Source organism: Paramagnetospirillum marisnigri (genome assembly GCF_001650715.1).
In the GTDB taxonomy this organism is placed as follows: Bacteria; Pseudomonadota; Alphaproteobacteria; order Rhodospirillales; family Magnetospirillaceae; genus Phaeospirillum; species Phaeospirillum marisnigri.
On record NZ_LWQT01000131.1, the window covers coordinates 32,729 to 57,650 of the forward strand.

Consider the following 24,922-nt stretch of genomic DNA (forward strand, 5'->3'; position numbering starts at 1 on the left):
CGGCCGCATCGCCGCGCTCTAAGGCCGCAGCCGTGCCGCCACCCGATCATAGTCCTCGACCTTGGCCAGGGGGCCGATGGCGGCGAAGGTGGGGGCTCCGGCGAACAGGCGCCGCGCCACCCGGGCGCAATCCTCGGGCGTGATGGCCTCGACCTTGGCCACGACTTCGGCCACCGGAATGGGGCGGCCATAGACGGCGATCTGGCGGGCCAATTGCTCGCAGCGCGACGTGGTGCTTTCCAGGCTCATGAGGATCGAGGCCTTGAGCTGGGCACGGGCGCGCTGGACCTCGTCGTCGCGCACGCCGTCGCCCACCTTGACGATTTCGTCGCACATCACCGGGATCAGCTCCGCCACCTCGTCCTCGCCGGTTCCGGCATAGACGCCGAACAGGCCGCCATCGTCATAGGACGAGGCGAAGGAATAGATGGAATAGACCAGTCCGCGCTTCTCGCGCACTTCCTGGAACAGGCGGCTCGACATGCCTCCGCCCAGCAGGGTCGACAGCACCGAGGCGCAGTAATAGTCGGGATCGTCGTAGGAGATGCCGTCGAAGCCCACCACCACATGCACCTGTTCCAGGTCGCGTTCCTCGCGGAAATCGCCCCCGGCATAGTGGGCCTTCTCGGTACTGGCGGGGCTGTGGGGCGGCAGTTCGGCGAAGGCCTTGGCGGCGGCGTCCACCAGCCGGTCGTGCTCGATGCGGCCCGAAGCCGACAGCACCATGCGCGGCGCCGAATAATGGCCGCGCAGATAGCCCAGCACGTTGTCGCGGCTCATGGAACGCACCAGATCCTCGGTCCCCAGCACGGCGCGGCCCAGGGGTTGGTCGGGATAGGCGGTGGCCTGGAAATGATCGAAGATGATGTCGTCGGGGGTGTCGATGGCCTGGTTGATTTCCTGCACCACCACCGCCTGCTCGCGGGCCAACTCCTCGCCGTCCATGATGGAGTGCTGCAGGATGTCGGAGATGATGTCCAGCGCCAGATCGGAATCTTCCTTCAGCACCTTGGCGTAATAGGCGGTGTGGTCGCGGGCGGTATAGGCGTTGAGATGGCCGCCGCAGGCGTCCATTTCCTCGGCGATGCCCTGGGCGGTGCGCCGCTCGGTGCCCTTGAAGGCCATGTGCTCCAGCAGGTGCGAGACGCCGTTCAGGGCGGCGGGCTCGTGACGGGTTCCGGCGTCCACCCAGACTCCCAGCGACACGGTTTCCACCGTCTCCATGGGATCGGTGACGACCTTGAGGCCGGAGGGAAGGGTGGTCTCGCGGATTTCGCTCATGTCCGGCTCCGCCCGGCGAAGGCCCGGACATAGGCCTTCAGCGCCTCGGCATCGTTGGCCAGTCCGTCCAGGCGCTCGGGGCGCGAGAACAGGTCCGCCATATGGGGCGGCAGGCCGGGACGCTGGCCGGTGGCCTTCTCCACCGCGTCGGGGAACTTGGCGGGATGGGCGGTGGCCAGGGCCACCACGGTGGCATCCTTGCGCGAATGACCCTTCAGGGCGGCGGCGACGCCGATCACCGAATGGGGGTCCAGGGTCTCGCCGGTGGAGCGCTTCAAGGCCCGCATGGCGGCCAGGGTCGCCTCGTCGTCGAAGCGATAGGCCTCGAACACCCCGCGCATGGCGGTCCAGGCCCCCTGGGGCATCACCATGGCGCCATGGGCGCGGAATTCGCCCATCAGCTTGTCCACGGCGGCGCCGTCGGAGCCGAGCGCCAGATACATCAACCGCTCGAAATTGGAGGAGACCTGGATGTCCATGCTGGGAGACAAGGTGGGGACGACGCCATCGGTCTTCATCACCCCACCCTCGAAAAACCGGGTCAGGATGTCGTTGGTGTTGGAGCCGATGATCAGCTTGTCGATGGGCAGACCCATCAGCTTGGCGGCATAACCGGCGAAGACATTGCCGAAATTGCCGGTGGGCACCGAGAAGGTCATGGGCACGTCCGGCGAGCCCAGCGCCACTCCGGCGGCGAAATAATAGACGATCTGGGCCATGACCCGGGCCCAGTTGATGGAATTGACCGCCGACAGGTTCATCTCGTCGCGGAAGGCGGCGTCGTTGAACAGCGCCTTCACCAGATCCTGACAATCGTCGAAGGTGCCGTCCACCGCCACGTTGCGCACGTTGGACGACAGCACCGTGGTCATCTGGCGACGCTGCACCTCGGAGACGCGGCCCTTGGGGTGCAGGATCACGATGTCCACGGCGGCGCGGTCGCGACAGGCCTCGATGGCGGCGGAGCCGGTATCGCCCGAGGTGGCGCCGACGATGGTGACCTTCCGCCCCTTCTTCTTCAGCACATGGTCGAACAGGCGGCCGACCAATTGCAGGGCATAGTCCTTGAAGGCCAGGGTGGGGCCGTGGAACAGCTCCATCACCCACTGGTTATGGCCAAGCTGCTTCAGCGGCGCCACCGCCGGATGGGTGAAGCCGCCATAGGAGTCGGCGCACAGCCGCGACAGTTCGGCATCGCTCAGGCAGCCTTCCACGAAGGGGCGCATGACGCGAACCGCCAGTTCGGCATAGGACAGGCCGCGCATGGCGCGAATCTCGGCGGCCGAGAAGGCTGGCCAGGTCTGGGGAAGATAAAGCCCGCCATCGCGGGCCAGTCCTGCCAGCAGGACATCGTCGAAATCGAGGACAGGCGCTTGGCCGCGCGTGCTCACATACTTCAAGGCAGGGCTCTCCGGCCGTAAATCGCAAAGTGGGCTACACTAGCGATACAAGACCGGAGGAGCAAGGGCGGGAAGTCTTATTTGCGGCGAGGCTTGGCGGGCGGCGGCGCCATGTCGTTGCCCAGGGACGACCACAACTTGGTCAGGATCTCGGCATTCTGCTGGATCACCGCCTGCAGGATGGCGGGCTGCATGGAGGCGAAGGACTGGGGATCACGAATGGTCGCCAGTTGCTGGAACGCCTTGGTGTTGTTCTCGGCGATTTCGCGGGCCGCTTCGAAATTGGCGCGCTGGAACTCCGCAACCTTGGTGAGGAACGAGCCGGGGTTCATGCTGAACTGCTCGAAGAATTTCGGGTCAAAGGACGGAAACATTCGGGCCTCCCTTTCTCGCTCATCCTGGTATCAACTGTCGCATGAAGCCAGCGAACGCGCAATCTCCCTCACTGCGCTCCCGCGTGGCGCGTCGCGGTCTTGGTGCCGTCAAAGGGAAACTGGCGCAATTCGACACTGATGCCCAGGCGCCGGGCCTGGAGGCGAAGCGCGCCGACCATGGCGGGAAGCGAGGGTGGGAATTGGCGAATGCGGGAGAAATCAAGGATCACCGCCGTATCCCCTTGTCCGGCGGCTTGATCGAAATGGTGCTGGATCACATCGAGGTCTTGCTCGTTGATGGATCCCAGCAAATGAATGACCGTACCGTCACGATCATGTCCGAAGTCACAGGCCATTCAGCCCCCCTGTGTTCCGTTCTCAGGAAAACCCTATACCGCAGGTGTAATTATGGTTTGCGACCATAATCAACGGTTATGGTCGATTTTGTGAACGGACTGTAAAACATAGGGATGGGCCGTCTGCGGCCACCGTCCGGTTTCGGGCGATGGCCGCGGGCGCCAGGAAGGCTACTTCTTGGGAGCAGCGGGGGCGTTCTGTTCGTTACGCTTCAGGACACCGGCCTCTACCAGCTTGTTGACCAGATCGCCCATGGTGTTCAGGGAATGCAGGAAGCCATCCACCGGCATGGCGATGCGCTGGCGCACCTCCATCTTGCCCTGGCCGGTCTCTGAGGGTTCCAGCGACACCAGTTCGATGCGGACGACACCGCTGACGAAATCCACCCGTCCCACACCATCGGCGAACACTTCGGCGACCATGTCTTTCCCCAATTCTGTCTTGGACCGACACCGTTGTCGGCATGATCCGGATGGTGATGCATGGTCCCGCCCGGGTCAATCGGGCATCGAGCCTACAACTTGCTGGCCATGGACCGCACGTTCTGGACCAGGATGGACAGCAGGCGGGTGACGAAGGGATCGACCCCCTTCAGCTTCTTGTCCAGCAGGCCGCGCGGCACGACGATCAGGGTGGTTTCCGTCTTGGCCCGCGCCGTGGCCATGCGCGGCGCGCCGTCGATCAGCGCCATCTCGCCGAAAATGGCGTTGGGGCCGACCTCGGCGAAGGGCTGGTCGAACTTGCACAGTTCCACCGTGCCGGACTGGACGATGAAGGCCTGGTCGCCCTGGTCGCCCTCGCGGAAAATGATGCCGCCGGGGGCGATGACCCGGCGATCAAGAAAATTGAGCATGGAGAACCAAGGCGATCACCGCGAAAACGGCGATGGCCGCGGCGAGCATCGCTCGCTTGCGGCCATCGGGATGAGAATTGTCGTTGGCGGGTCGCGGTATCCGTTGGAGCGGCCCCGGTCGGCGCCGCTCCCCCCGGATGCGATTTCCGTTTCCGACCTTAGGCACGCTTGTTCAGCGGGACGAACTCGCGGTAGGGCGAGCCGATATAGAGCTGACGCGGACGGCCGATCTTCTGATCGGGGTCGGTCAGCATCTCGTTCCACTGGGCGATCCAGCCCACGGTGCGGGCCAGGGCGAACAGGCAGGTGAAGACCTGGGTCGGAATGCCCATGGCGCGGAAGATGATGCCCGAATAGAAGTCCACGTTGGGGAACAGCTTGCGGCTGACGAAGTACTCGTCCTCCAGCGCGATGCGCTCCAGTTCCATGGCCAGCTTCAGCAGCGGCTCGTCGTGGACGCCCAGCTCGTTCAGCACTTCGTGGCAGGTCTGGGCCATGATCTTGGCGCGCGGGTCGTAATTCTTGTAGACCCGGTGGCCGAAGCCCATCAGACGGAACGGATCGTCCTTGTCCTTGGCCTTCTTGATGTATTCGGGGATGCGATCCACCGAGCCGATCTCGTGCAGCATCTGCAGCACGGCCTCGTTGGCGCCGCCATGGGCGGGACCCCACAGCGAGGCGATGCCGGCGGCGATACAGGCGAAGGGATTGGCACCCGACGAACCGGCCAGACGCACGGTGGAGGTCGAGGCGTTCTGCTCGTGATCGGCGTGCAGGATCAGGATGCGGTCCATGGCGCGGGCCAGGACCGGGCTGACCTTGTATTCCTCGCAAGGCGTGGCGAACATCATGTGCAGGAAGTTCTCGGCATAGGAGAGCTTGTTCTGCGGATACATGAAGGGCTGGCCCAGCGAGTACTTGTAGGCCCAGGCGACGATGGTCGGCATCTTGGCCACCAGGCGATAGCTGGCCACCATGCGGTGATGCGGATCATTGATGTCGATGGAGTCGTGATAGAAGGCGGCCATGGCGCCCACCACGCCGCACAGCACGGCCATGGGGTGCGAGTCGCGACGGAAACCGCGGAAGAAGAAGTTGATCTGCTCGTTCAGCATCGAGTGACGGGTGATGTCGAACTCGAACTTTTCCTTCTGGGCCTGGTTGGGCAGTTCGCCCTTCAGGATGGCGTAGGCCACTTCCAGGAACGAGCAGTTCTCGGCCAGATCGGCGATGGCATAACCGCGATGCAGCAGCACGCCCGCGTCACCGTCGATATAGGTGATGGCGGATTTGCACGAACCGGTGGACATGTAGCCGGGGTCGTAGGTGAAGATGTCCTGGCTGGCATAGAGCGAGCGGATATCCGCCACCTTCGGCCCGACCGAACCGGACAGCAGGGGGAATTCGGTGGTTTTCCCGGTGCTGTTGTTGATCAGGGTGACGGATTCTCTCGGCGTGTTGGTCTCGGTCATTTTTCTTCCCCGTGTTCTACCAATGTGCAATCCGAGCCGGTCGCCTTAAGCGGCCGACGATGTGGAAGGAATGCCTCCGGTGGTGGCGTCACCGATTCGGCCCATGGTTTCGTCCCGCCCCAACACCTCCATCACTTCGAAGATGGGGGGCGAAACCGACGATCCGGCAAGCGCCGCCCGCAGCGGTTGGGCGATCTTGCCAAGCTTTTGCCCGCGCTCCTCGGCAAGGGAGCGGGCGATGTCCTCTAGGGCCTCGCGGCTCCAGGAGGCGACGCCACCGATGCGGGCGGCGTAATCGGTCAGGTCGGCCCGGGCGGCCGGGTCGGCCATGGTCTTGGCCGCCTTCTCGTCCAGGGCCAGCGGCCGCGACGAGACATAGAACATCGCGGAATCGGCCAGTTCCACCAGGGTCTTGGCCCGCTCCTTCAGTCCGGTCATGCCGCGCCGGACGCGATCGGCTTCCCCATCGGCCAGGGGGCGGCCCAGGCGGCTTTCCAGCAGCGGGCACAGCAGGTCCGCCAGCCGCGAGTCGTCGGCCGAGCGCATGTAGTGGCCATTGAGATTGGTCAGCTTGACGAAATCGAAGCGGGACGGCGAGCGGCCCACCGAGTCCAGCCCGAACCACTCGACAGCCTGTTCGGTGGAAATGATCTCGTCATCGCCATGGCTCCAGCCCAGGCGCAGCAGGTAGTTGCGCATGGCCTCGGGCAGGAAGCCCATGTCGCGATAGGCGTCGACGCCCAGCGCGCCATGGCGCTTGGACAGCTTGGCGCCATCGGGGCCATGGATCAGCGGGATATGGGCGAAGGTGGGAACCTCCCAGCCGCAGGCCTTGTACAACTGGTACTGGCGGAAGGCGTTGGTCAGGTGGTCGTCGCCCCGGATCACATGGGTGATGCCCATGTCGTGGTCGTCCACCACCACCGACAGCATATAGGTGGGCGTGCCGTCGGCGCGCAGCAGCACCATGTCGTCCAACTGGTCGTTGGCGACCCGGACATCGCCCTGGACCAGATCGGCGATCACCGTTTCGCCCTCGGTCGGCGCCTTCAGGCGCACCACGAAGGGGACCCCCGCCGGGGCGTCCGAGTCAGGGCGATCGCGCCAGATGCCGGGGTAGCGCATGGGCAGGCCCTTGGCCCGCTGCTCCTCGCGGATGGCGGTCAGTTCGTCCTGGGAACAGTAGCAGCGATAGGCCTTGCCCTCGGCCAGCAATTGGCGCGCCACCTCGGCATGGCGGTCGGCACGGGCGAACTGCATCACCGCCTCGCCGTCCCAGTCCAGGCCCAGCCACTTGATGCCGTCGAAAATGGCCTCCACCGCCGCCTCGGTCGAGCGGGCGCGGTCGGTGTCCTCGATGCGCAGCAGGAACTTGCCGCCGTGGTGGCGGGCAAAAAGCCAGTTGAACAGGGCGGTGCGCCCCCCGCCAATATGCAGGAAACCGGTGGGGGACGGGGCAAAGCGGGTGACGATGGTCATGACGATTGGTCCGGCTTCCTTCGCCGAGAAAGACAAAGCCGCCCTGTGTAGCATATCTTTGCCGCCGTGACAGCCCGGTGTTGGGGGTGGATGGCGAAAAACCCGCCCGATAGGATAGGAATTCTCCTGGCCGCTGGAATGGGGGAGGGCGGTTTGCTGTCCACCCTGGCGGAGCGACTGCTGGCCGAGCGCGACCGCTGGCCGCTGTGGCTGCCGGTTTTCCTTGGCCTTGGCATCGGACTCTATTTCCTGGCCCCCCACGAGCCGCCGCTGTGGGCCGGACCGATGGTCTTGGTCGTCCTGGCGGTTGCGCTGGTGCTGGGGCGCGGACGGCTGGCCCTCTTCCTCCTGGTCTCGGCGGCTCTGGCCATGGCGGTGGGGTTCTCGGCGGCGCAGCTCCGCTCGGCCGTGATGGCGGCGCCGGTGGTGGAGCGCCCCACCGGCGCGCTGATGCTGCAGGGTCGAGTGCTGGAGGTGGAGATGCTGCCCGACGGCGGCAGCCGCGTCACCCTGGACTCGGTGGCCCATGACGCGCCGGAAGTGCTGGTTCCCGCCAAGGCCCGCATCCGGGTCCGTCCCGGCGGCGCGGCGGTGGCGGTGGGCGACCGCATCCGGGTCCGCGCCCTGCTGATGCCGCCGCCCCAGCCCGCCATGCCCGATTCCTTCGATTTCGCCCGCTTCGCCTGGTTCCGTCAGTTGGGGGCGGTGGGCACCGCCCTCGCCCCGCCCGAGGTGGTCGAGCCCGCCACGGGAGGCGGCTGGCGCGCCCGGGTCAACGCGCTTCGCCAGCACATCGCGCAGCGCATCCTGGCGGTGCTGCCCGGCGATCGCGGCGCCGTGGCGGCGGCGCTGACCACCGGCGACCAGATGCCGATCTCGGCGCCGATGATGCAGGCCTATCGCGATTCCGGCCTCGCCCATATCCTGTCCATCTCGGGCCTGCACATCACCATGGCCGCCGGTCTGGTCTTCGTCGGGCTGCGCACCCTGCTGGCCCTGTTTCCCAGCGTGGCGCTGCGATATCCCATCAAGAAATGGTCGGCCTGCCTCGCCATCGCCTTCGCCTGGGGCTACACACTGCTGGCCGGGGCGCCGGTCCCGGCGCTGCGCTCGTTCTTCATGACCGGCCTGATCCTGGTAGCGGTGCTGCTGGACCGGGTGGCGCTGTCCATGCGGCTGGTGGCCTGGGCGGCGGTGGCCATCCTGCTATGGGCGCCCGACGAACTGATCGGGCCCAGCTTCCAGATGTCCTTCGCCGCCGTGGCCGCCCTGATCGCCGCCTATGAAAGCCTGGGGCCGCGCCAGGCGGCGTGGAAGGCCGACCATCCCGGCCCGCTCGCCGGGGCGGGGCTCTATCTGGCGGGGGTGGTCACCAGCACCCTGATCGCCGGGGCGGCGACGGCGGTCTATGGCGTCTATCACTTCAACCGCTTCGCCGTGTTCTCGGTGGTCGCCAATATGATCGCGGTGCCGCTGACCGGCTTCTGGGTGATGCCCTGGGCGCTGCTGATGTTCCTGCTGCTGCCCCTGGGGCTGGAGGAGGTGGCCCTGATCCCCATGGGCTGGGGAGTGGAAGGTGTCAATCAGGTGGCGGTCTGGGTGGCGTCCTGGCCCAGTTCGGCGGTGACGGTGCCGATCCTGCCGCTGTCCGGACTGGTGGTCTTTACCCTGGGCGGCTGCTGGCTGTGCCTGTGGCGGGGCTCGTGGCGCTGGTGGGGGGCGGCGCCCATGGCGCTGGGGCTGGCCTCGATGCTGCTGGTCCGGCCGCCGGACCTGCTGGTGGACGGGCGCGGCGAGGCCATGGCGGTGCGCACCGCTGACGGACGAATGCTGCTCAACGGCAAGGGCGGCCGCATCCTCAAGGACACCTGGGGCCGCCGCGCCGGACCGCCCGCTCCGGAACGCTGGCCCAAGAAAAGTTCGTCGAGGGATGGGCGGCTGCGTTGCGACGAGTTGGGCTGCATCTGGCGGGTGGACGGCCGCGTGGTGGCGCTGGTCAGGGACGAGACCGCGCCCGAGGCGGCTTGCGCCGGGGCCGATGTGGTGATCAGCGCGGTGCCTCTCCGGGGCGGCTGCCGGGGAACCAAGCTGGTGGTGGATCGCTTCGACCTGTGGCGGCGTGGTCCCCATGCCCTGTGGTTCGAGCCCGGGGGCGTGCGGGTGGAGACTGTGGCGACCAGCCAGGGCGACCGGCCCTGGTCCTGGCATCCCCATCCGCGCAAGAAGAAGCCGCCCGAGCCCCGGCCAGCCGAGCCCCGGCCCGAACCGGTGGAGCCCGATAGGGGTGTCGAGGAGGAGTGACTACCCCAACAGCAGGTGAATTGTCCCACGCAGGGCGATGCCCACCAGCGAGCCCAGCACGGCCTGCTTCCACACCGCCGCCACCCGCCGCCCCGCCGACATCAGGATCGCCAGGGCGGGCATGTCCAGGGGGTGGATGAGGAACCCGGCGGCGGTGTTGAGCAGGGCGGGGGACAGGGTTCCCTGGCGCAGCGGCTGGTCGACGATGCCCAGCATGGCGGTGCCGCCCGCCAGGAATTTGGTGAAGGTCGGCAGCACCAGGATGGGGTCGATGCCCAGCGCGTCGAGGGCGGGCCGCAGGGCTTCGGTCAGGATCGTCACCGCTCCGGCCTGGCGCAGTCCGGTGACCGCCACCAGGGACAGCACCAGCAGCGGAATGGCGCCGATGGCGATGCGGAAGGCCTCGGCTCCGGCGCGGTTGATGACGTCCAGCACGCCTTTTGGGGTCTCGGCGCTGGCATGGTGCAGGGTCTCGTCGCTGACATGCTCTTCCGCCGACAGCTTGCGCCCGAACAGGTAATAAGCGGCGGCGGCGGCGGTCAGGCCGCCCGCCAGCGACACCGCCGTGACGGTCCCGGCATGCAGGCCCATGACCGCCAGCGGGAACACCACATTGGCCTGGGCCATGGCCAGCACCATGGCGAAGGCGGCGGCGATGTGGCGGTCGGACACGCCGCGCTGCTCCATCACCGTCAAGGTGGCGACGGGGGCGGCGAAATTGACCAGCGCCACCTGCAGCGCGGCGAAGACGCCAAGGCCGGTCAGGCCGAAGGGGCGCAGCGCCGGAGCCAGGCGGGCCACCAGCCAATCCAGCACGCCCCAGGCCTCCAGCAGCCGCATGATGGCCAGCATGACCACCATCACCGGCAGCAGCACGAACAGCGACAGTTCGATGGCCGAACGCCCGGCGGGCAGGATGATCTGTCCAAGGAAATCCATGCTCTAAAATCTCTCCAGGCCCAGCCCGTCCAGGGAAATCCCCGGCTCGCGGCCGCTGACCAGGTCGGCCAATGCCCGGCCCGAACCGCAGGACATGGTCCAGCCCAAAGTGCCATGGCCGGTGTTGAGGAACAGGTTGGCGTAAGGGGTGCGGCCCAGCAGCGGCACGCTGTCGGGGGTGACGGGGCGCAATCCCGCCCAGGGCTCGGCCCGGTCGAAGTCGCCGCCATCGGGGAACAGGCGCCGGGCATGGCTGGTGATCATGCTCAGCCGCTTGGCGTTGAGGCTACGGTCGTAACCGGCCATTTCGGCGGTTCCGGCGGCGCGCAGTCGCTCGCCCAGGCGGGAATAGACCATCTTGTGCTCGTCGTCGGTGATGGAGACGCTGGGCGCCCCGGCATGGTTGTCCACCGGCACGGTGATGGAATAGCCCTTGGCCGGGATGATGGGCAGGCGCAACCCCAGCGGCCGGGCCAGCAGCGGGCTGTCGCATCCGGCGGCCAGCACATAGGCGTCGGCGGTGACGGTGCCGGTCGCGGTGGCGAGGCCGCCCACCCGGTTGCCGTCCTTGACCAGCCCCAGCACCGGCACATTCCAGCGGAACTCGACGCCCCGGGCGGCGGCCAGGGCGGCCAGTTCACGGGTGAATTTGTGGGCGTCGCCGCTTTCGTCGCCGGGGGTGAAGATGCCGCCCGCCAGTTCCGGCGCCACGGCGGCCAGGGCGGGTTCGATGGCGACGCAGTCGGCCACCGTCTTGGGCAGGCGTTCCAGCCCGTGGCGGCGCATGACTTCGGCGGCATGGCAGGCATGATCGAATTCCCGCGCGTCGCGATAGACATGCAGGATGCCCATGGTCTTCTGGTCGTACTGAATGCCGGTCTCGGCCCGCAATTCCTGGAGACAGGCGCGGGAATAGATGGCGACCCGGAGCGTGCGCTCGGTATTGCGCAAGGCGCGGGCCTTGCTGCAGTTGGCGAGGAAGCGCAGGCCCCAGGCCCACAGCGCCGGGTCCCAGCGGCCCCAGCGGAACAGCAGCGGCGCGTCCTCCCGACCCAGCCACTTCATCACCTTGGGCAGCACCATGGGATTGGCCCAGGGTTCGGCATGGCAGGGCGAGACCTGGCCGCCATTGGCGAAGCTGGTTTCCAGCCCGGCGCCCTCGCGCCGGTCGATCACGGTCACCTCGTGGCCGTGCTTGGCGAGATACCAGGCCGAGGCGGTTCCCACCACTCCGGCGCCGATGACGACGACCTTCACCGCTACCCTCTCCCGTCTTGGGGTGGGAAAGATGTAGAGTAGGGCATGGACAGGGTCAACGAACTCCTTACCGTCGAACAGATGTACCGTGCCGATGGGCTGGCCATGGCGGGCGGCATTCCCGGCGAAAGCCTGATGGAAGCGGCCGGTTGGGGGGTGGCGCGCGCCGTGCGTCGGCACCTGCCCAAGGGCCGGGTCGCGGTGCTATGCGGCCCCGGCAACAATGGCGGCGACGGCTTCGTGGCGGCACGGCTGCTGGAACGGCAGGGTTGGGCGGTCAAGCTGTCGCTGCTGGGCGAGGTCGCGGCCCTGAAGGGCGATGCCGCCCTGATGGCGGCACGCTGGAAGGGCGGGGTCGAGCCCTTGTCCCTGGCCTCGCTGGACCGCTGCGACGCGGTGGTGGACGCCCTGTTCGGCGCCGGTCTGGCCCGGCCGCTGGACGGCGTCGTCCGCGCGGTGATGGAGGAGATGGCCCGTCGCCGCCTGCCGGTGGTGGCGGTGGATGTTCCTTCCGGCGTGCATGGCGACAGCGGCGAAATCCTCGGGATTGCTCCGGACTGCCTCGCCACAGTCACCTTCTTCAGGAAGAAGCCTGGCCATTGCCTGATGCCTGGCCGCGCCAGGATGGGCGAGGTGGTGGTGGCCGATATCGGCATTCCCGCCTCGGTCCTGGCCGAGATAGGCCCCACCGCCTTCGAGAACGGCCCCGGCGGCTGGACCCTGCCGCGCCCGGCCGCGGATGGTCACAAATACGCCCGCGGCCACGGCCTGATCCTGGGCGGCGGAACCATGACCGGCGCGGCCCGGCTGGCGGCCCGGGCGGCGCGCAGGATCGGCGCCGGGCTGGTCACGGTGGCGGCACCGCCCGAGGCGGTGGCGGTCTATCGCTCGGGCGATCCCGGCCTGATCGTGGTCGAGAATTTCGAGGCCGCCCTGGCCGATCCCAGGCGCAACGCCTTGCTGCTGGGGCCGGGCGGCGGCGTGGGCGAGGGCCTCGCTCTGCGGGTGCTGGCCGCCCTGGCCACCGGGCGGGCCTGCGTGCTGGACGCCGATGCCCTGACCAGTTTCGCCGGAGCCGAGCAACGGCTGTTCCCCCATCTGTCCGACCGGGTGGTGCTCACCCCCCATGATGGCGAGTTCAACCGCCTGTTCGGGCCGGTCCCCGGCAGTCGGCTGGAGCGGGCGCGGGAAGCCGCCCGCCGCTCCGGCGCGGTGGTGCTGCTGAAGGGGCCGGATACGGTGGTGGCCCACCCTTCCGGCCGAGCCACCATCACCACCGACGCCTCGCCCCATCTCGCCACCGCCGGATCTGGCGACGTGCTGGCCGGGTTCATCCTGGGACTGCTGGCCCAGGACATGGACGCCTTCGATGCCGCTTCCGCCGCCGCCTGGCTGCATGGCCAAGCGGGCGGCGCGGTCGGGCCGGGCCTTATCGCCGAGGATTTGGCCGAGGCGCTGCCCCGGTTTCCGGCTGATAGAGGTTCTCGATAAGCCGCTCGATGGCTTCCGCCCGGGTCGGCGGGCGCGACGACGGGGTCGGGCCACCGGTGGGGGGCGGCGGAAAATTGCCGGTGGCCAGGGAATGGACCGCGCCCAGGGCCGCCACGGTGCGGTGATGGGAGATGATGATGCGTTCGAAGGCGGCGGCGTCGATCTTGCCCGCCACCAGGGCTTCGTGCGCCCGGATCAGGGCGGCGCGCATGGATTCGGTCAGGGCGGTATTGGGATTGCGCGCGGGCTCGGGCTTGGGAGCCTCGACTTTCGCGGCGGGGGGCGGCGGAGCGGCGGCGGCGGGAGGTTCGGCGGCGCAGGCCCCCAGGGCGAGGGCCAGGGCGATCCCCAGCGAAGCGTGACGAACAGTCCCCAGCGAAGCGTGACGAATAGTCATGGCAGGCATCCCCTGATGCATGGGCGGAATGCGCCATGTTACCCCAGTTTTGGGCTTGCCGAAGGGCCGATTGCTTCCGATCATCAAGTAATGACGTGGAGCCGACCATGAGCGAGATTCGAGACATTCCCAAGCCTGCCCCTTCATCGGGCCTGCTGGCGCGATTGAAGGGGATGTGGCGGGAAATCGCGGGTGACGACGACGATCCGATTCCCGCCCTGGCCCCCGATCTGGCGGAAACCGATCTGGATGGCTTGCGCCGCCAGTTGCGGGCCTGTCTGGCGGCCAAGGGGGGCGAGGTGTCCGCCCGTGGCCGGGCGGCGGCGCTGGGGCGGGCCTATCTGTCGCTGTCGGCCACCGGGCGCGCCCGCTTCCTCGCCGTGCTGGCCGAGGAATTCGGCCCCGACCGCGATTCGGTGGACCGGGCGGTCCAGGCCCTGGCCTCCGCCTCCGCCGATGAACGTCCCAAGGCGGAAGCGGCGCTGCGCGCCGCGCTGGAGCCGCCCCGCCTGCGGCTGCTGACCCAGTTCAACGCCCTGCCGGAAGGGGTGAAGTTCCTGGTGGACATGCGGGCGGAGCTGATGAGGCTCGCCGCCGCCGATCCGGTGCTGGCGCCGCTGGAAGCCGACCTCAAGGGCCTGCTGGCGTCGTGGTTCGACGTGGGTTTTCTGGTGCTGGAGCGCATCACCTGGCGCTCGCCCGCCGCCGTGCTGGAAAAGATCATGGCCTATGAGGCGGTGCATGCCATCCAGGGCTGGACTGACCTGAAGAACCGCCTGGATTCCGACCGCAGGCTGTATGCCTTCTTCCATCCCCGCATGCCCGACGAGCCGCTGATCTTCGTCGAGGTGGCGCTGGTGGAGGAAATGGCGGGCAATGTCCAGGACCTGCTGGATCCCACCGCGCCGGTGGGCAATCCCGAACAGGCCCAGGCGGCCATCTTCTATTCCATCAACAACGCCCAGAAGGGGCTGAACGGAATCAGCTTCGGCAATTTCCTGATCAAGCGGGTGGTGGACGACCTGTCCCATGAATTCAAGCGCATCAGGACCTTCGCCACCCTGTCGCCCCTTCCCGGCTTCCGCAAATGGCTGGACGAGCGTCTGGTCAAGGGCGAGCCCGGCCTGCTGTCCGCCACCGAGCACCGGGCGCTGACCCGTGCCAGCGGCGGGCTGGGGGCCAAGGGCAGCCTGAAGGCGCTGCTGGCCGAGTCCGACTGGGTGGTGGAACCGGACCTCGCCCAGGCGCTGGAAGCGCCGCTGACCCGGCTGGCGGCGCGCTATCTCACCGCCGAGAAGCGCCCCGGCGGGCTCCAGGCCCTGGACCCGGTGGCCCATTTCCACCTGTCCAACGGCGCCCGGGTCGAGCGGATCAACTGGATGGCCGATCTGTCGGCCAACGGATTGCGCCAGTCGGCCGGGGTGATGGTCAACTACCTCTACGACCTGGACGATATCGACGCCAATCACGAGGCCTATAGCGGCCTGGGCAAGGTCGCCCTGTCCAGCCGGGTCAAGGCCCTGTTGAAAGGGTGAGCGGCCTGCTGCCCATCTGGCTGGTCCTGACCGGAACGCTGGCCGCGTCGGCCTTGGCCCCGCTGGCGGTGGCGCAGGCGGCGGCCTCGGTGCTGGCGTTGCTGGGCTATGTCCGGCTGCGTCGGCGTGGCCTGATCGCCGCCGATGTCACGGCGCCGCTGCTGGCGGGTATCCTGCTGGCCCAGGCGGCCCTGACGGCCATGGGGACGGAGACGACCGCCCGGGTGCTGGCCGGACCCGCCCTGTTCTGCCTGTGGCGGTTGAGCGGGCTGGTGTTTACAGCGCCGGGACATGGCCGTTTCTGGCGCGGCGCCACGGCGGCGCTGTCGCTGGCCGCTCTTTACGCTGTTTTCAAAGAATGAGCGAAAGCGGTGGCGGAGCCCTTGCAAATTGAGCGGAAGAGGCTAGCCTTCCAGGGTTGAGTTTCGATCAGGGGGATCCTATGTCGGCCAAGGCCGTGACCATCGCCCAGCAAAAGGGCGGCGCCGGAAAGACCACCATGGCGGCGCAACTGGCCGTCACCTATGCCCGTTCTGGCAAGCGGGTCGGACTGCTGGACATCGACCCCCAGGGCTCCCTGGCGGCGTGGTACGACATCCGCAAGGCCCTGGTGGACGAGGATGGCGGCGGCATCACCTTCGTCCAGGCCTCGGGCTGGCGCCTGTCCACCGAGCTGGAACGCCTGAAGCGCAGCGTCGACCTGGTGCTGATCGACAGCCCGCCCCATGCCGAGACCGAGGTGCGCATCGCCGTGCGCCAGGCCGATCTGATCCTGGTGCCCATGCAGCCCTCGCCCATGGATCTGTGGGCCACCGGCCCCACCCTGGACATGGCCCGCAAGGAGAAGTCCCCGGCGCTGATGGTGTTCAACCGCACCCCCGCCCGGGGCAAGCTGGTGGACGCGGTGCGCCGCAAGATCGCCGAGGCCGAGGTGCCGGTGGCCGAGACCGTGCTGGGCAACCGCGTCGCCTTCGCCGCCTCCATGATGGAGGGGATGGGGGTGGTGGAAAGCAATCCGCGCCATACCGCCACCAAGGAAATCAAGGCGCTGGCCGACGAGATCGCCGCCCGGCTGGGATTGGGGTGACGCCATGGACTACACCTACGGACTTGCCATGGGGGTTCATGTCCTGTGCTCGGTGATCTGGGTGGGCGGCATGTTCTTCGCCCATCTGGTGCTGCGGCCGGTGCTGCTCGACCTGGAACCGGCGCAACGGCTGGCGGTGTGGCGCCAAGTGTTTCCCCGCTTCTTCGCCTGGGTGTGGATCAGTATCGTCGGGCTGCTGGCCAGCGGCTATGGCGTGCTGCTGTTCGGCTTCAGGGGCGGTTTCGCGGGCGGCCCCACCCATGTGGACATCATGCAGATCACCGGGCTGGTGATGATGGGCCTGTATGTCCAGTTGTTCTTCGGCCCATGGCAGGGCTTCAAGCGGGCGCTGGCGGCGGGCGACCTGCCCAAGACCGCCGATTATCAGACCCGTATCCGCCATATCGTCACCATCAACCTGATCCTGGGGCTGTTCACCGTGTTCGTTGGAACGGTGGGTGCGCTGCTGGGAACCTGATATCGGGGAGTCCCCAAGCTTGGATGCGAAGACGGATGTGGAAGTCCTGGCCAAGGACACGGTGTACCAGGGCTATTTCCGGATCGACCGCTATCGCCTGAGGCACCGCACCTTCGCCGGCGGCTGGACCTCAGTGATCGATCGCGAAATCTTCGAGCGCGGCCATTCGGTGGTGGTGATCCTCTACGATCCGAACCGGGACGAGATGGTGCTGATCGAGCAATTCCGCTGCGGCGCCCTGGCCGCCGGTTGGCATCCCTGGATGCTGGAATGCGTGGCCGGGATCATCGACGAGGGCGAGCATCCCGACGCGGTGGCGCGGCGCGAGGCCGCCGAGGAAGCGGGCGCCGAGCCAACCGAGATGATCACCATCGGCGACTATCTGGTCACCGCCGGGGGGTCGTCGGAAAGCGTGCGGCTTTACTGCGCCAAGGTGGATACCTCCACCATCTCGGGCCTGCACGGCCTGGCCCACGAGGGCGAGGACATCCGGGTCATGGTGGTGCCGGTGGCCGAGGCCTATGCCATGGTTAAGGACGGCCGCATCAACAACGCCATGGCCACCGTCGCGGTGCAGTGGCTGATGCTGGAACGCGACGAGTTGCGCCAGCGCTGGAGCTGAGGAAGAGTCATACGGGCGAGTCATTGAAAGGACTCGCCCGAGGCCCTTCAAGCGCCGGGCGCATTCCTCCGGAATGCTTGGCTTCCGCGCCACGAGACGCGTCGGCCCTTGGCCGCAACTCCTCGCCAATGAATACATTCATCGGCTCGTCGGTATCAGCTCATCATGCGGCAGACCACCACGGCGGCGATCAGCGCCGCCGCGTCGGCCAGCAGACCCACCGCCAGGGCATGGCGGATGCGGCGCACCTGCACCGCGCCGAAATAGACCGCCAGCACGTAGAAGGTGGTCTCGGTGGAGCCGTAGATGGTGCCCAGCAGGGTTCCGAGATAGCCATCGACGCCGATGGCCGGGTCCTTCAACTGCGCCGCCAGCAGGCCATAGGACCCCGAACCCGACAGGGTGCGCATCACCGCCATGGTCAGCGCCTCGGCCGGGATGCCCAGCGGCCCGGTCAGCCGGGCCAGCGGCCCCAGCACCATGTCCATGGCGCCCGAGGCGCGGAACATGCCGATGGCTACCAGGATCGCCACCAGATAGGGGATGATGCGTACCGCGACGGCGAAGCCTTCCTTGGCGCCGTCCACGAAGCATTCATAGATGCGCACCTTGCGGATGGCCCCATACAGCAGCAGCCCGGCCACCAGACCCGGCATGATCCAAGGACCGATGGCGCGGCCGTGGAGGATCAGCGGCGGCAGGCTGGCCAGCAGCAGCCCCAGGGCCAGCAGGCTGGGCCATAGCGGTGCCTTTACGGCACTGATCGGTGCTGGCGCGACAGCGGCGGGCGACCACAGTCCCTCCAGCGCCTTGGCGGCGATCACCGCCACCACCAGCGCCACCAGTGTGGCGATCAGGGTGGGGGCGACCACGGCGGTGGGCTCGGCGGACCCCAAGGCGGCGCGCAGCGCGATGACATTGGTGGGCAGCAGGGTGACACCGGCGGTGTTCACCGCCAGGAACAGCACCTGGGCATTGCTGGCGGTGCCCTTGCGCGGATTCAACGCCTCCAGATGCTCCATGGCGCGGATGCCGAACGGGGTGGCGGCATTGCCCAGGCCCAGCAGATTGGCGGCGGTGTTCATCACCATGGCGCCCATGGCCGGATGCCCGGCCGGTATCTCGGGGAACAGGCGGGCCAGGGGCGGCTCCAGCAGGCGGGCGACGGCATGCAGCAGCCCGCCTTCCTCGGCCACCTTCATCAGGCCCAGGAACAGCGCCATCACCCCCACCAGCCCCAGCACCAGCGGCACCGCCGCCGCCGCGCCGTCGATCACCGCCGCCGAAAGCGCTTCCATGCCGCCGCCGCCGCCGGTCAATTGGGCGACGGCCGAGGCCAGGAAAGCGGACAGGACCAGGACCAGGAAGACGATATTCAAGACGACGCTTTCCGCTTCATTGTGGCGGAGCCACCTTGCCGCCTGGGCCCGGTCGTTGTAAAGCTCCAGCGACGAGGGAGATTTGCCGGGGAGATTGGGATGCGTGTCGTGGTATGGGCCGCCGTGCTGGCCGTCTGGGCGGGACAAGTCCTCGCCGCCGAACCCATTCCTGCCCGCATCGATGCCGCCAAGGCCGCCCATGCCAGGGGTGATCTGGCCCGGGCCAGCGCCGAACTGGAATCGGTGGTGGCGGAACTGCATGCCCGGATGGGCAAGGCCCTGGCCGATTTCCTGCCGCCGCCGCTGGCGACCTGGAAGGCCGAGCCGCCGGAAATCCAGGCCTTGGGCGGCGCCGGGGGGGGGCTGTCGGTCAGCCGGGCCTATGGACGTGACGAGGCCAGCCTCAACGCCACCCTGATCCTGGATAACCCCGTCGTGGTGGGTGCCGCCCCACAGTTCGCCGCCAATGCGCCCGAGCAACCCAATACCCGCCGGATCAAGCTCGGTCCCGACGACGCCCTGCTGCGCTGGGATGCCGCCAACCGCTCCGGCGATCTCACCCTTCTGCTGGGTGGCCGGGTGCTGTTGCAGATCGAGGGCGAGTCCCTGGGGACCGCCGAGCAACTGGTGGAAGCGGCCAAGGGCTGGAACCTGTCCGGCCTGCGCAAATATCTGGGATTGTGATCACTTCAGCCAGCTGATGACCAGCGGGATCATTACCGCCGTCCACAGCCCGGTCAGGCCGATGGCCAGTCCGGCGAAGGCGCCCGCCGTCTCGCTTTCCTGCAGCGCGCGGACGGTGCCGATGCCATGGGCGGTGATGCCCAGCGCCAGCCCGCGGGCTTCGGGACGCTTGACCCCGGCCTTGTCGAGAATCCAGGGACCGCAGATGATGCCGCTGATACCGGTCAGCATGACCATGACCGCCGTCAGCGACGGAATGCCGCCGATGGTCTCGGCAATGCCCATGGCGATGGGGGTGGTGACCGATTTGGGCGCCAGGGACAACATGATGCGTTCCGAACCGCCCATCGCCCAGGCGATTCCCACCGCGCTGCCCGCCGCCACCACCGCGCCCACCACCACCACCAGGGCCACGGCGGGCCAGACCCGGCGCAGCAGGGGCAACTGGTTGTAAAGCGGCACCGCCAGGGCGACGGTGGCCGGTCCCAGCAGGAAGTGGACGAACTGGGCGCCGTCGAAATAGGTGCGGTATTCGGTGCCGGTGGCCATCAGGAAACCGACGATCAGGGCGACCGAGACCAGCATGGGGTTGAGCAGCGGATGGCGGCCGCAGCGCTCGAACAGCCAGGTCGCCAACTGATAGGCCACCAGGGTGGAACTCAGCCCCAGCAGCGGCGAGGTGGACAGATAAATCCACACTCCCGACAACTCGCCGCCGCTCACGGCTTGCCCCCGGACAGGGCCTGCATCAGCCGTCCCGCCACCACCAGCGTGACGACCATGCTGCCCGCCACGCCCAGGGCGATGGGCAGGGCCTCGGTCCAGATGGCGCCCAGATGCACCATGACGCCGACACTGGCGGGAATGAACAAGACGATGAAGTTGGCGAAGATCGCCCGAACCGACTGGTCCAGCGAGTCCGGCACCCGGCCGCGGATCACCAGGCCCACGAACAGGATCACCATGCCCACTACCGGGCCGGGCAGGGGCAGGCCGGACAGGCGCACCAACACCTCTCCGGCCAGTTGACAGACCAGCAGGATGCTCAAGGAAAACAGCATGCCACCCTCCTGTATCTTGGGCGAGGAGCCGTGGCCGCCGGTCTCCTCAGGTGATCTCGAAACGCGCCAGGGTTTCGGCCAGATCGTCGCCGAACTTGGTTCCCTTGCGGATCAGCGCCGCCCGGGGCGGCATGCCGCGCAGCTTGGGATTGCCCCATTCATAGCTGGTGAACAGCGCGAAGGGAATCTGCTGGGTCGGCGTCATGGCGGCCAGGGCATTGCCCAGGTCGATGCCCGACATGGGACCCAGTTCCATGGAAGCCAGCACCATGTCGGGCTTGGTGCGCACCACGGTCTCGATGGCGGCGAAGCCGTCGCGGATGGTGGAGGTGCGGTAGCCGCAGGCCGCCAGCTCGCGCTCGACGATGCGCGACATGGCCTTTTCCGGCAGGACCAGCAGGATTTCGACGTTCTTCTTCTCGATCTTGCCGAAGTCGATATCGGCGGCGCGCTTGGCGGGCAGTGAACGCACCACCGCCGGGGCGTCGGCCTCGGAAATCTGCTCGCCATCGGCCAGTTTCTCGATCTTGTCGACGAAGACCTGGATTTCATCCAGCTCGGAGTCGGTCACTGCCTTCAATTCACCCATGTACTCGTCGAGACGATGGGTGATCAGCTTGATCATGGGCAGGTTGAGGCCCTGGGCGTGGCTGCGCAGATTGCTGGCCTCGCGCTTCAGGGTCGACAACCCCTCGTCCAGGGAGACGCTGCGGGAGCGCAGATTGCCCAACAGCACCTGCAATTGGCTGGCGGTGTCGCGCAGCTCCTCCAGGAACTCGTTGATGACCCTCAGTTCATTTTCGTTGTCGGCGTCGATCGCGGCCATAGGAACCCCCAGTGCAAACCCTGGAACAGGGATACACGGTTTCAGATGTGTAATAAACCCGTCAGATGGTTTGTGGTATCTACTCGGCGGCGCGGCGCTGGGTTTCCAGCATGTCGGCCAGGGTGTAGCGATTCAGTTCGCCGAAGAAGGCGCGCAAACCGGCGGTCAGGGCATCATGGGCGATGCATTGGCCGTTCAGGCGGCACTCGTTGGTGGAATCGCAGCGCATGCAGCGGACCAGGGCGAAATCCTCCTCGGTCTCGCGGATGAAGTCGCCCAGGAAAATCTGTTCCGGCTTCCGCAGCAGCCGCACACCGCCATACTTTCCGCGCACCGTCTCCAGATAGCCGATCCGCCCGAGCTGATGAACCACCTTGGTCAGATGGTTCTTGGAGATGCCGTAGCAGTCGGCGATCTCGGTGATGGTGACCAGATCGCCATTTCTGAGCCCGACATGGACCAGAACCCGCAAAGCGTAATCGGTATGCAGCGTCAGGCGCATGGCCACTGAGATCCGTGGATAAGTTGAATTCGGAGAACATGCTGGAGGAATGTTTGATTTTGGTCAAGTGGTTCCCGGCGCTTCATCCCTTCCCCGATGGATAGCCCGGGGGTACGATAAATCCGGTCTTGGCGGCGCGACGACACAGGGGAAGGACGGCCGGATGGCCACGCGACATTTCATTCGTTGGATCCGGGCCTTGCCCATCGCCTGGCGCATTCCGCTGGTGGTGGTTCTGAACCTGTTCGTGGCCCTGGCGGTGGGGGGCTTGGGCTGGCATGCCGCCTCGGTGGTCAATGCCGATCTGGATCAACTGCGCCAGGTCCAGACCCGCACCGGCGCGCTGGCCGATATCGACATTCGTGCCGGGCGGCTGCAGGGCTTGATCCGCCAATATCTAGCAAACCCGTCCGACGACCTGCTGAAGGACGCCATGCGGCGATCCGAGGAACTGTTCGTCGCCATGGGCGACGCCACGGCCCATGAGAAGCCCCTGTCGGCCGACGCGGTCGCCATGCACGAGGCGGCGCGGCGTTTCGTGGCGGGGTTCCAGACCCTGAAGGCGATCAATGCCGATATCTCGCGGCTTTACGAGAGCCAGGTTCTGCAGGCCACCAGCGAGATGTCGGGCCTTTACGCCATCCTCAACTCCACCGCCCGGACCAGGAGCGGCGACCAGTTGGCGCCGACCCTGGTCAAGTCCCACGAAAACTTCGTCGAAACCCTGATCGCCATCAATGTGTTCTATTTCAACGGCAATCCCGCCCGTGCCGTCGATGCCCAGGCCAGCCTGGACCGCATGACCGCCACCATGCCGGTTCTGGCCCAATTGGCGGGCAACGACTTGCAACGGGACGCCCTGCAGGTGCTGGAGCAGAGAGGCCGCTCGCTGACCGGCGCCATCGATACCATGTCGCGGGCTTTCGACGAGCGTTCGCGCATTCTGGCCGATGAGGTGGACGCCAATCAGGAAGCCATGTCCGAGGCCATCGACCGCCTGATCGCCCAGGGCCGCGCCCGCGAGGACAAGCTGCAGAGCCGCTCCAAGGCGCAACTGACCCAACTGGCGGTGGCCGGCGCGCTTGCCGCCGGCCTGCTGCTGGCCTTCAGCGCCCTGGTCAGCTGGATGATCGGCCAGTCCATCCGGGCGCCGCTGCTGAGCCTGCGCGAGGCCATGGAGGCCGGGGCCGAAGGCGACTGGACCCGCGAGGTCGAAGGGCGGGATTTGCACGATGAACTGGCGGCCATGGCCCGCACCGTCGAAGTGTTCAAGCGCAATGCGGTGGAGAAGTTACGACTTGAACTGGAGCGCGAGGAGGCCGGGCGCCGTTCCGACGAGGCCAAGCGGAGGACCCTGCAGGACCTGCTGGCTCAGATGGAAGCCCACGAGCATCCCATTTCCCTGACCGGGCCGGTGGCGGCGGTGGCCGAAACCGAGGCGGCGGAAATCGCCGCCGTGTTCAACCGGGTGCTGGCCAAGTTCCAGGAAGCCAGCCAGGAGCGCGATGCCGCCATCCGCGCGCTGACCGAGGCCAAGGAGGCGGCGGAAACCGCCAATCTGGCCAAGTCGTCCTTCCTGGCGGCCATGAGCCATGAAATCCGCACCCCCATGAATGGCGTGGTCGGGCTGCTGGAACTGCTGGGACTGACCCGGCTGGACGAGGACCAACGCGACCTGATCGCCACCACCCGCGAATCCGGTCTGGCCTTGCTGCGCATCATCGACGACGTGCTGGACTTCTCGAAGATCGAGGCCGGGCGCATGGAGTTGGAGCGCCTGCCGGTCTCGCTGGTGCAATTGATCGACGGAGTGTTGCACCTGATCACGCCGGATGCCACCGCCAAGGGCATCACTTTGTCGGGATTTGTCGATCCCGCCCTGCCGTCGCTGGTGCTGGCCGACTCCGTCCGTCTGCGCCAGATCCTGGTCAATCTGGCGGGCAATGCGGTCAAGTTCACCCCCTCCGGGCGCGTTGCCATCCATGCCGAACAGGCGGGGCGGGGCACGGACGGCCGCATCCTGGTGCGGCTGCGGGTGGTCGATACCGGCATCGGCATTTCCCCCGCCTTGAGGGACCGGCTGTTCCAGCCCTTCGTCCAGGCCGAAACCTCCACCACCCGCCAGTTCGGTGGAACCGGGCTGGGGCTGTCCATCACCCGGCGGCTGGTGGAGTTGATGGATGGCAGTATCGGGGTGGACAGCCAGCCCGGGGTGGGCTCGTCCTTCTGGTGTGTCCTGGCGCTCGACGCCGCCGCGACGGCCGAGCTGGAGCCGGTGGTCGAGCCCGATTTCATGGGGATCCGAATCCTGGTGGCCTTGCCCGAGGCGGAGGAATTGACCGACACCGCCCAGGAGGTCGAGCGGTTGGGAGCTGCGGTGGTGCGTCTTGCCCGGTTGGCTCCGGTGGCGTCGGAACCCGCTCTCGCCCATTTCGACGTGGCGGTGGTGGACGCGGCAGAGATACTGGACACCGGGCGGGGGGCGCTGACGACGTCGCCGCTGCTGCTGGTGGGGGGCGAGACGCAAGGGCGCTTCGACCTGGAACGCCTGCCCAACTGCGTCGGATTCCTCGGACGCCCGCTGGAGCGCAATCAGGTGGTGATCGCCATTGCCTCGGCTTTGGGCGGTTCCGGCCCGGTGGCCCATTGCCGTCCGGTCTGCGCGCCGCTGCAGCCAAGCCTCGACCTCGCGTCTCCCCGCTGGGACGGTCCGCCCGTGCTGGTGGCCGAGGATCACCCGGTCAATCAGCAGGTGATTCTGCGTCAGCTCGACATGTTGGGCTATCCGGCCGAACTCGCCCCCGATGGGGCGGCGGCCCTGGCGGCCTGGCGGTCGAAGCGCTTCGCGGCGGTGCTGACCGACTGCCATATGCCGGTCATGGATGGTTTCCAGTTGACCGAGGCCATCCGCGCCGAGGAAGCCCTGGCGGGGGCTCCCCGCATTCCCATCATCGCCCTGACCGCCAACGCCCTGTCGGGAGAATCCGAGCGCTGCCTGGAGGCCGGGATGGATCGCTATCTGGCCAAGCCGGTGGACCTGATCCGGCTGCGGGACGCCCTGGACGCGGTGCTGCGAATCGACCCGAAAATCATATAGCCCAACAAGTTGTCATGTTTCGTTGATTGTCTGCTTTGTGATCTCCCGCT

25 protein-coding genes are annotated in these 24,922 nt (G+C 67.3%); 9 read left to right on the forward strand and 16 right to left on the reverse strand.

The annotated features are described in order from the left end of the window. Positions 1 to 18: 18 nt before the first annotated feature. The 8 genes from A6A04_RS20795 to gltX all read right to left on the reverse strand — a co-directional run bounded on the left by A6A04_RS20795 (position 19) and on the right by gltX (position 7,216). Complete coding sequence (locus A6A04_RS20795) at positions 19 to 1,281, reverse strand: M16 family metallopeptidase (RefSeq protein WP_068495935.1); 1,263 nt, start codon at positions 1,279 to 1,281, stop codon at positions 19 to 21. Continuing rightward, positions 1,278 to 2,681, reverse strand: a complete 1,404-nt coding sequence (thrC, locus tag A6A04_RS20800) for a threonine synthase (RefSeq protein WP_068495936.1) — start codon at positions 2,679 to 2,681, stop codon at positions 1,278 to 1,280. The genes A6A04_RS20795 and thrC overlap by 4 nt, the downstream gene beginning before the upstream one ends. A gap of 77 nt (positions 2,682 to 2,758) precedes the next feature. Further along, positions 2,759 to 3,055, reverse strand: coding sequence for a phasin family protein (locus tag A6A04_RS20805; RefSeq protein WP_068495937.1), 297 nt, complete (start codon positions 3,053 to 3,055; stop codon positions 2,759 to 2,761). Positions 3,056 to 3,123: 68 nt separating this feature from the next. Next, positions 3,124 to 3,411 carry a hypothetical protein gene (locus A6A04_RS20810; protein WP_068495938.1) on the reverse strand — a complete coding sequence of 96 codons (288 nt, stop codon included), beginning with the start codon at positions 3,409 to 3,411 and terminating at the stop codon, positions 3,124 to 3,126. A gap of 171 nt (positions 3,412 to 3,582) precedes the next feature. Then, positions 3,583 to 3,834: a hypothetical protein gene (locus tag A6A04_RS20815; RefSeq protein WP_068495939.1), complete on the reverse strand. Its 252-nt coding sequence runs from the start codon at positions 3,832 to 3,834 to the stop codon at positions 3,583 to 3,585. A 92-nt stretch (positions 3,835 to 3,926) separates the two neighbouring features. Then, positions 3,927 to 4,265: a cyclic nucleotide-binding domain-containing protein gene (locus A6A04_RS20820; RefSeq protein WP_068495940.1), complete on the reverse strand. Its 339-nt coding sequence runs from the start codon at positions 4,263 to 4,265 to the stop codon at positions 3,927 to 3,929. Positions 4,266 to 4,423: 158 nt separating this feature from the next. After that, positions 4,424 to 5,737: a citrate synthase gene (gltA, locus tag A6A04_RS20825; RefSeq protein ID WP_068495941.1), complete on the reverse strand. Its 1,314-nt coding sequence runs from the start codon at positions 5,735 to 5,737 to the stop codon at positions 4,424 to 4,426. Between the two features lie 45 nt (positions 5,738 to 5,782). Then, on the reverse strand, positions 5,783 to 7,216 hold the full coding sequence (gene gltX, locus A6A04_RS20830; protein WP_068495942.1) for a glutamate--tRNA ligase: 1,434 nt from the start codon (positions 7,214 to 7,216) through the stop codon (positions 5,783 to 5,785). Positions 7,217 to 7,369: 153 nt separating this feature from the next. Between gltX and A6A04_RS20835 the strand changes: the two genes are divergently transcribed. Next, complete coding sequence (locus A6A04_RS20835) at positions 7,370 to 9,517, forward strand: ComEC/Rec2 family competence protein (protein WP_245651331.1); 2,148 nt, start codon at positions 7,370 to 7,372, stop codon at positions 9,515 to 9,517. Here A6A04_RS20835 and A6A04_RS20840 read toward each other — a convergent pair whose 3' ends face one another. Together A6A04_RS20840 and A6A04_RS20845 are read right to left on the reverse strand one after the other, a co-directional pair. Continuing rightward, positions 9,518 to 10,456 (reverse strand): nucleoside recognition domain-containing protein, encoded by a 939-nt coding sequence (locus tag A6A04_RS20840; protein WP_068495944.1) that lies wholly within the window; start codon positions 10,454 to 10,456, stop codon positions 9,518 to 9,520. A 3-nt stretch (positions 10,457 to 10,459) separates the two neighbouring features. Further along, positions 10,460 to 11,713 carry a D-amino acid dehydrogenase gene (locus A6A04_RS20845; protein ID WP_068495945.1) on the reverse strand — a complete coding sequence of 418 codons (1,254 nt, stop codon included), beginning with the start codon at positions 11,711 to 11,713 and terminating at the stop codon, positions 10,460 to 10,462. Between the two features lie 45 nt (positions 11,714 to 11,758). Between A6A04_RS20845 and A6A04_RS20850 the strand changes: the two genes are divergently transcribed. After that, positions 11,759 to 13,204 carry a bifunctional ADP-dependent NAD(P)H-hydrate dehydratase/NAD(P)H-hydrate epimerase gene (locus tag A6A04_RS20850; protein WP_068495946.1) on the forward strand — a complete coding sequence of 482 codons (1,446 nt, stop codon included), beginning with the start codon at positions 11,759 to 11,761 and terminating at the stop codon, positions 13,202 to 13,204. On the opposite strand, the gene A6A04_RS20855 is transcribed toward A6A04_RS20850, so the two are convergent. Beyond that, positions 13,143 to 13,601, reverse strand: coding sequence for a hypothetical protein (locus A6A04_RS20855; protein ID WP_068495947.1), 459 nt, complete (start codon positions 13,599 to 13,601; stop codon positions 13,143 to 13,145). The two genes, A6A04_RS20850 and A6A04_RS20855, sit on opposite strands and share 62 nt — an antisense overlap. Positions 13,602 to 13,708: 107 nt before the next feature. On the opposite strand from A6A04_RS20855, the gene A6A04_RS20860 reads away from it, so the two are divergent. The 5 genes from A6A04_RS20860 to A6A04_RS20880 all read left to right on the forward strand — a co-directional run bounded on the left by A6A04_RS20860 (position 13,709) and on the right by A6A04_RS20880 (position 17,323). Further along, entirely contained in the window at positions 13,709 to 15,136 is a 1,428-nt protein-coding gene (locus A6A04_RS20860) for a malonyl-CoA decarboxylase (protein ID WP_068495948.1), read from the forward strand. Then, positions 15,133 to 15,498 carry a hypothetical protein gene (locus A6A04_RS20865; protein WP_068495949.1) on the forward strand — a complete coding sequence of 122 codons (366 nt, stop codon included), beginning with the start codon at positions 15,133 to 15,135 and terminating at the stop codon, positions 15,496 to 15,498. Before A6A04_RS20860 ends, A6A04_RS20865 begins: the two co-directional genes overlap by 4 nt. Positions 15,499 to 15,578: 80 nt before the next feature. Beyond that, positions 15,579 to 16,223 (forward strand): ParA family partition ATPase, encoded by a 645-nt coding sequence (parA, locus tag A6A04_RS20870; RefSeq protein WP_068495950.1) that lies wholly within the window; start codon positions 15,579 to 15,581, stop codon positions 16,221 to 16,223. A gap of 4 nt (positions 16,224 to 16,227) precedes the next feature. After that, positions 16,228 to 16,701, forward strand: coding sequence for a hypothetical protein (locus tag A6A04_RS20875; protein ID WP_068495951.1), 474 nt, complete (start codon positions 16,228 to 16,230; stop codon positions 16,699 to 16,701). Positions 16,702 to 16,720: 19 nt separating this feature from the next. Then, positions 16,721 to 17,323, forward strand: coding sequence for an NUDIX domain-containing protein (locus A6A04_RS20880; protein WP_082915111.1), 603 nt, complete (start codon positions 16,721 to 16,723; stop codon positions 17,321 to 17,323). 155 nt (positions 17,324 to 17,478) lie between these two features. On the opposite strand, the gene A6A04_RS20885 is transcribed toward A6A04_RS20880, so the two are convergent. Continuing rightward, positions 17,479 to 18,702 (reverse strand): nucleoside recognition domain-containing protein, encoded by a 1,224-nt coding sequence (locus A6A04_RS20885; protein ID WP_068495952.1) that lies wholly within the window; start codon positions 18,700 to 18,702, stop codon positions 17,479 to 17,481. 99 nt (positions 18,703 to 18,801) lie between these two features. Here A6A04_RS20885 and A6A04_RS20890 point away from each other — a divergent pair, with 99 nt between their 5' ends. Beyond that, on the forward strand, positions 18,802 to 19,386 hold the full coding sequence (locus A6A04_RS20890; RefSeq protein ID WP_068495953.1) for a hypothetical protein: 585 nt from the start codon (positions 18,802 to 18,804) through the stop codon (positions 19,384 to 19,386). Here the strand turns inward: A6A04_RS20890 and A6A04_RS20895 are convergent, their stop codons facing one another. From A6A04_RS20895 to A6A04_RS20910, 4 genes are all read right to left on the reverse strand, one after another. Continuing rightward, complete coding sequence (locus A6A04_RS20895; protein WP_068495954.1) at positions 19,387 to 20,109, reverse strand: LrgB family protein; 723 nt, start codon at positions 20,107 to 20,109, stop codon at positions 19,387 to 19,389. After that, entirely contained in the window at positions 20,106 to 20,447 is a 342-nt protein-coding gene (locus tag A6A04_RS20900; RefSeq protein WP_068495955.1) for a CidA/LrgA family protein, read from the reverse strand. Before A6A04_RS20900 ends, A6A04_RS20895 begins: the two co-directional genes overlap by 4 nt. A gap of 46 nt (positions 20,448 to 20,493) precedes the next feature. Beyond that, positions 20,494 to 21,273 carry a PleD family two-component system response regulator gene (locus tag A6A04_RS20905; protein ID WP_068495956.1) on the reverse strand — a complete coding sequence of 260 codons (780 nt, stop codon included), beginning with the start codon at positions 21,271 to 21,273 and terminating at the stop codon, positions 20,494 to 20,496. Between the two features lie 79 nt (positions 21,274 to 21,352). After that, positions 21,353 to 21,775: an RrF2 family transcriptional regulator gene (locus A6A04_RS20910; protein WP_068495957.1), complete on the reverse strand. Its 423-nt coding sequence runs from the start codon at positions 21,773 to 21,775 to the stop codon at positions 21,353 to 21,355. Positions 21,776 to 21,938: 163 nt separating this feature from the next. On the opposite strand from A6A04_RS20910, the gene A6A04_RS23525 reads away from it, so the two are divergent. Next, complete coding sequence (locus tag A6A04_RS23525) at positions 21,939 to 24,872, forward strand: hybrid sensor histidine kinase/response regulator (RefSeq protein WP_068495958.1); 2,934 nt, start codon at positions 21,939 to 21,941, stop codon at positions 24,870 to 24,872. Positions 24,873 to 24,922 lie beyond the last annotated feature (50 nt).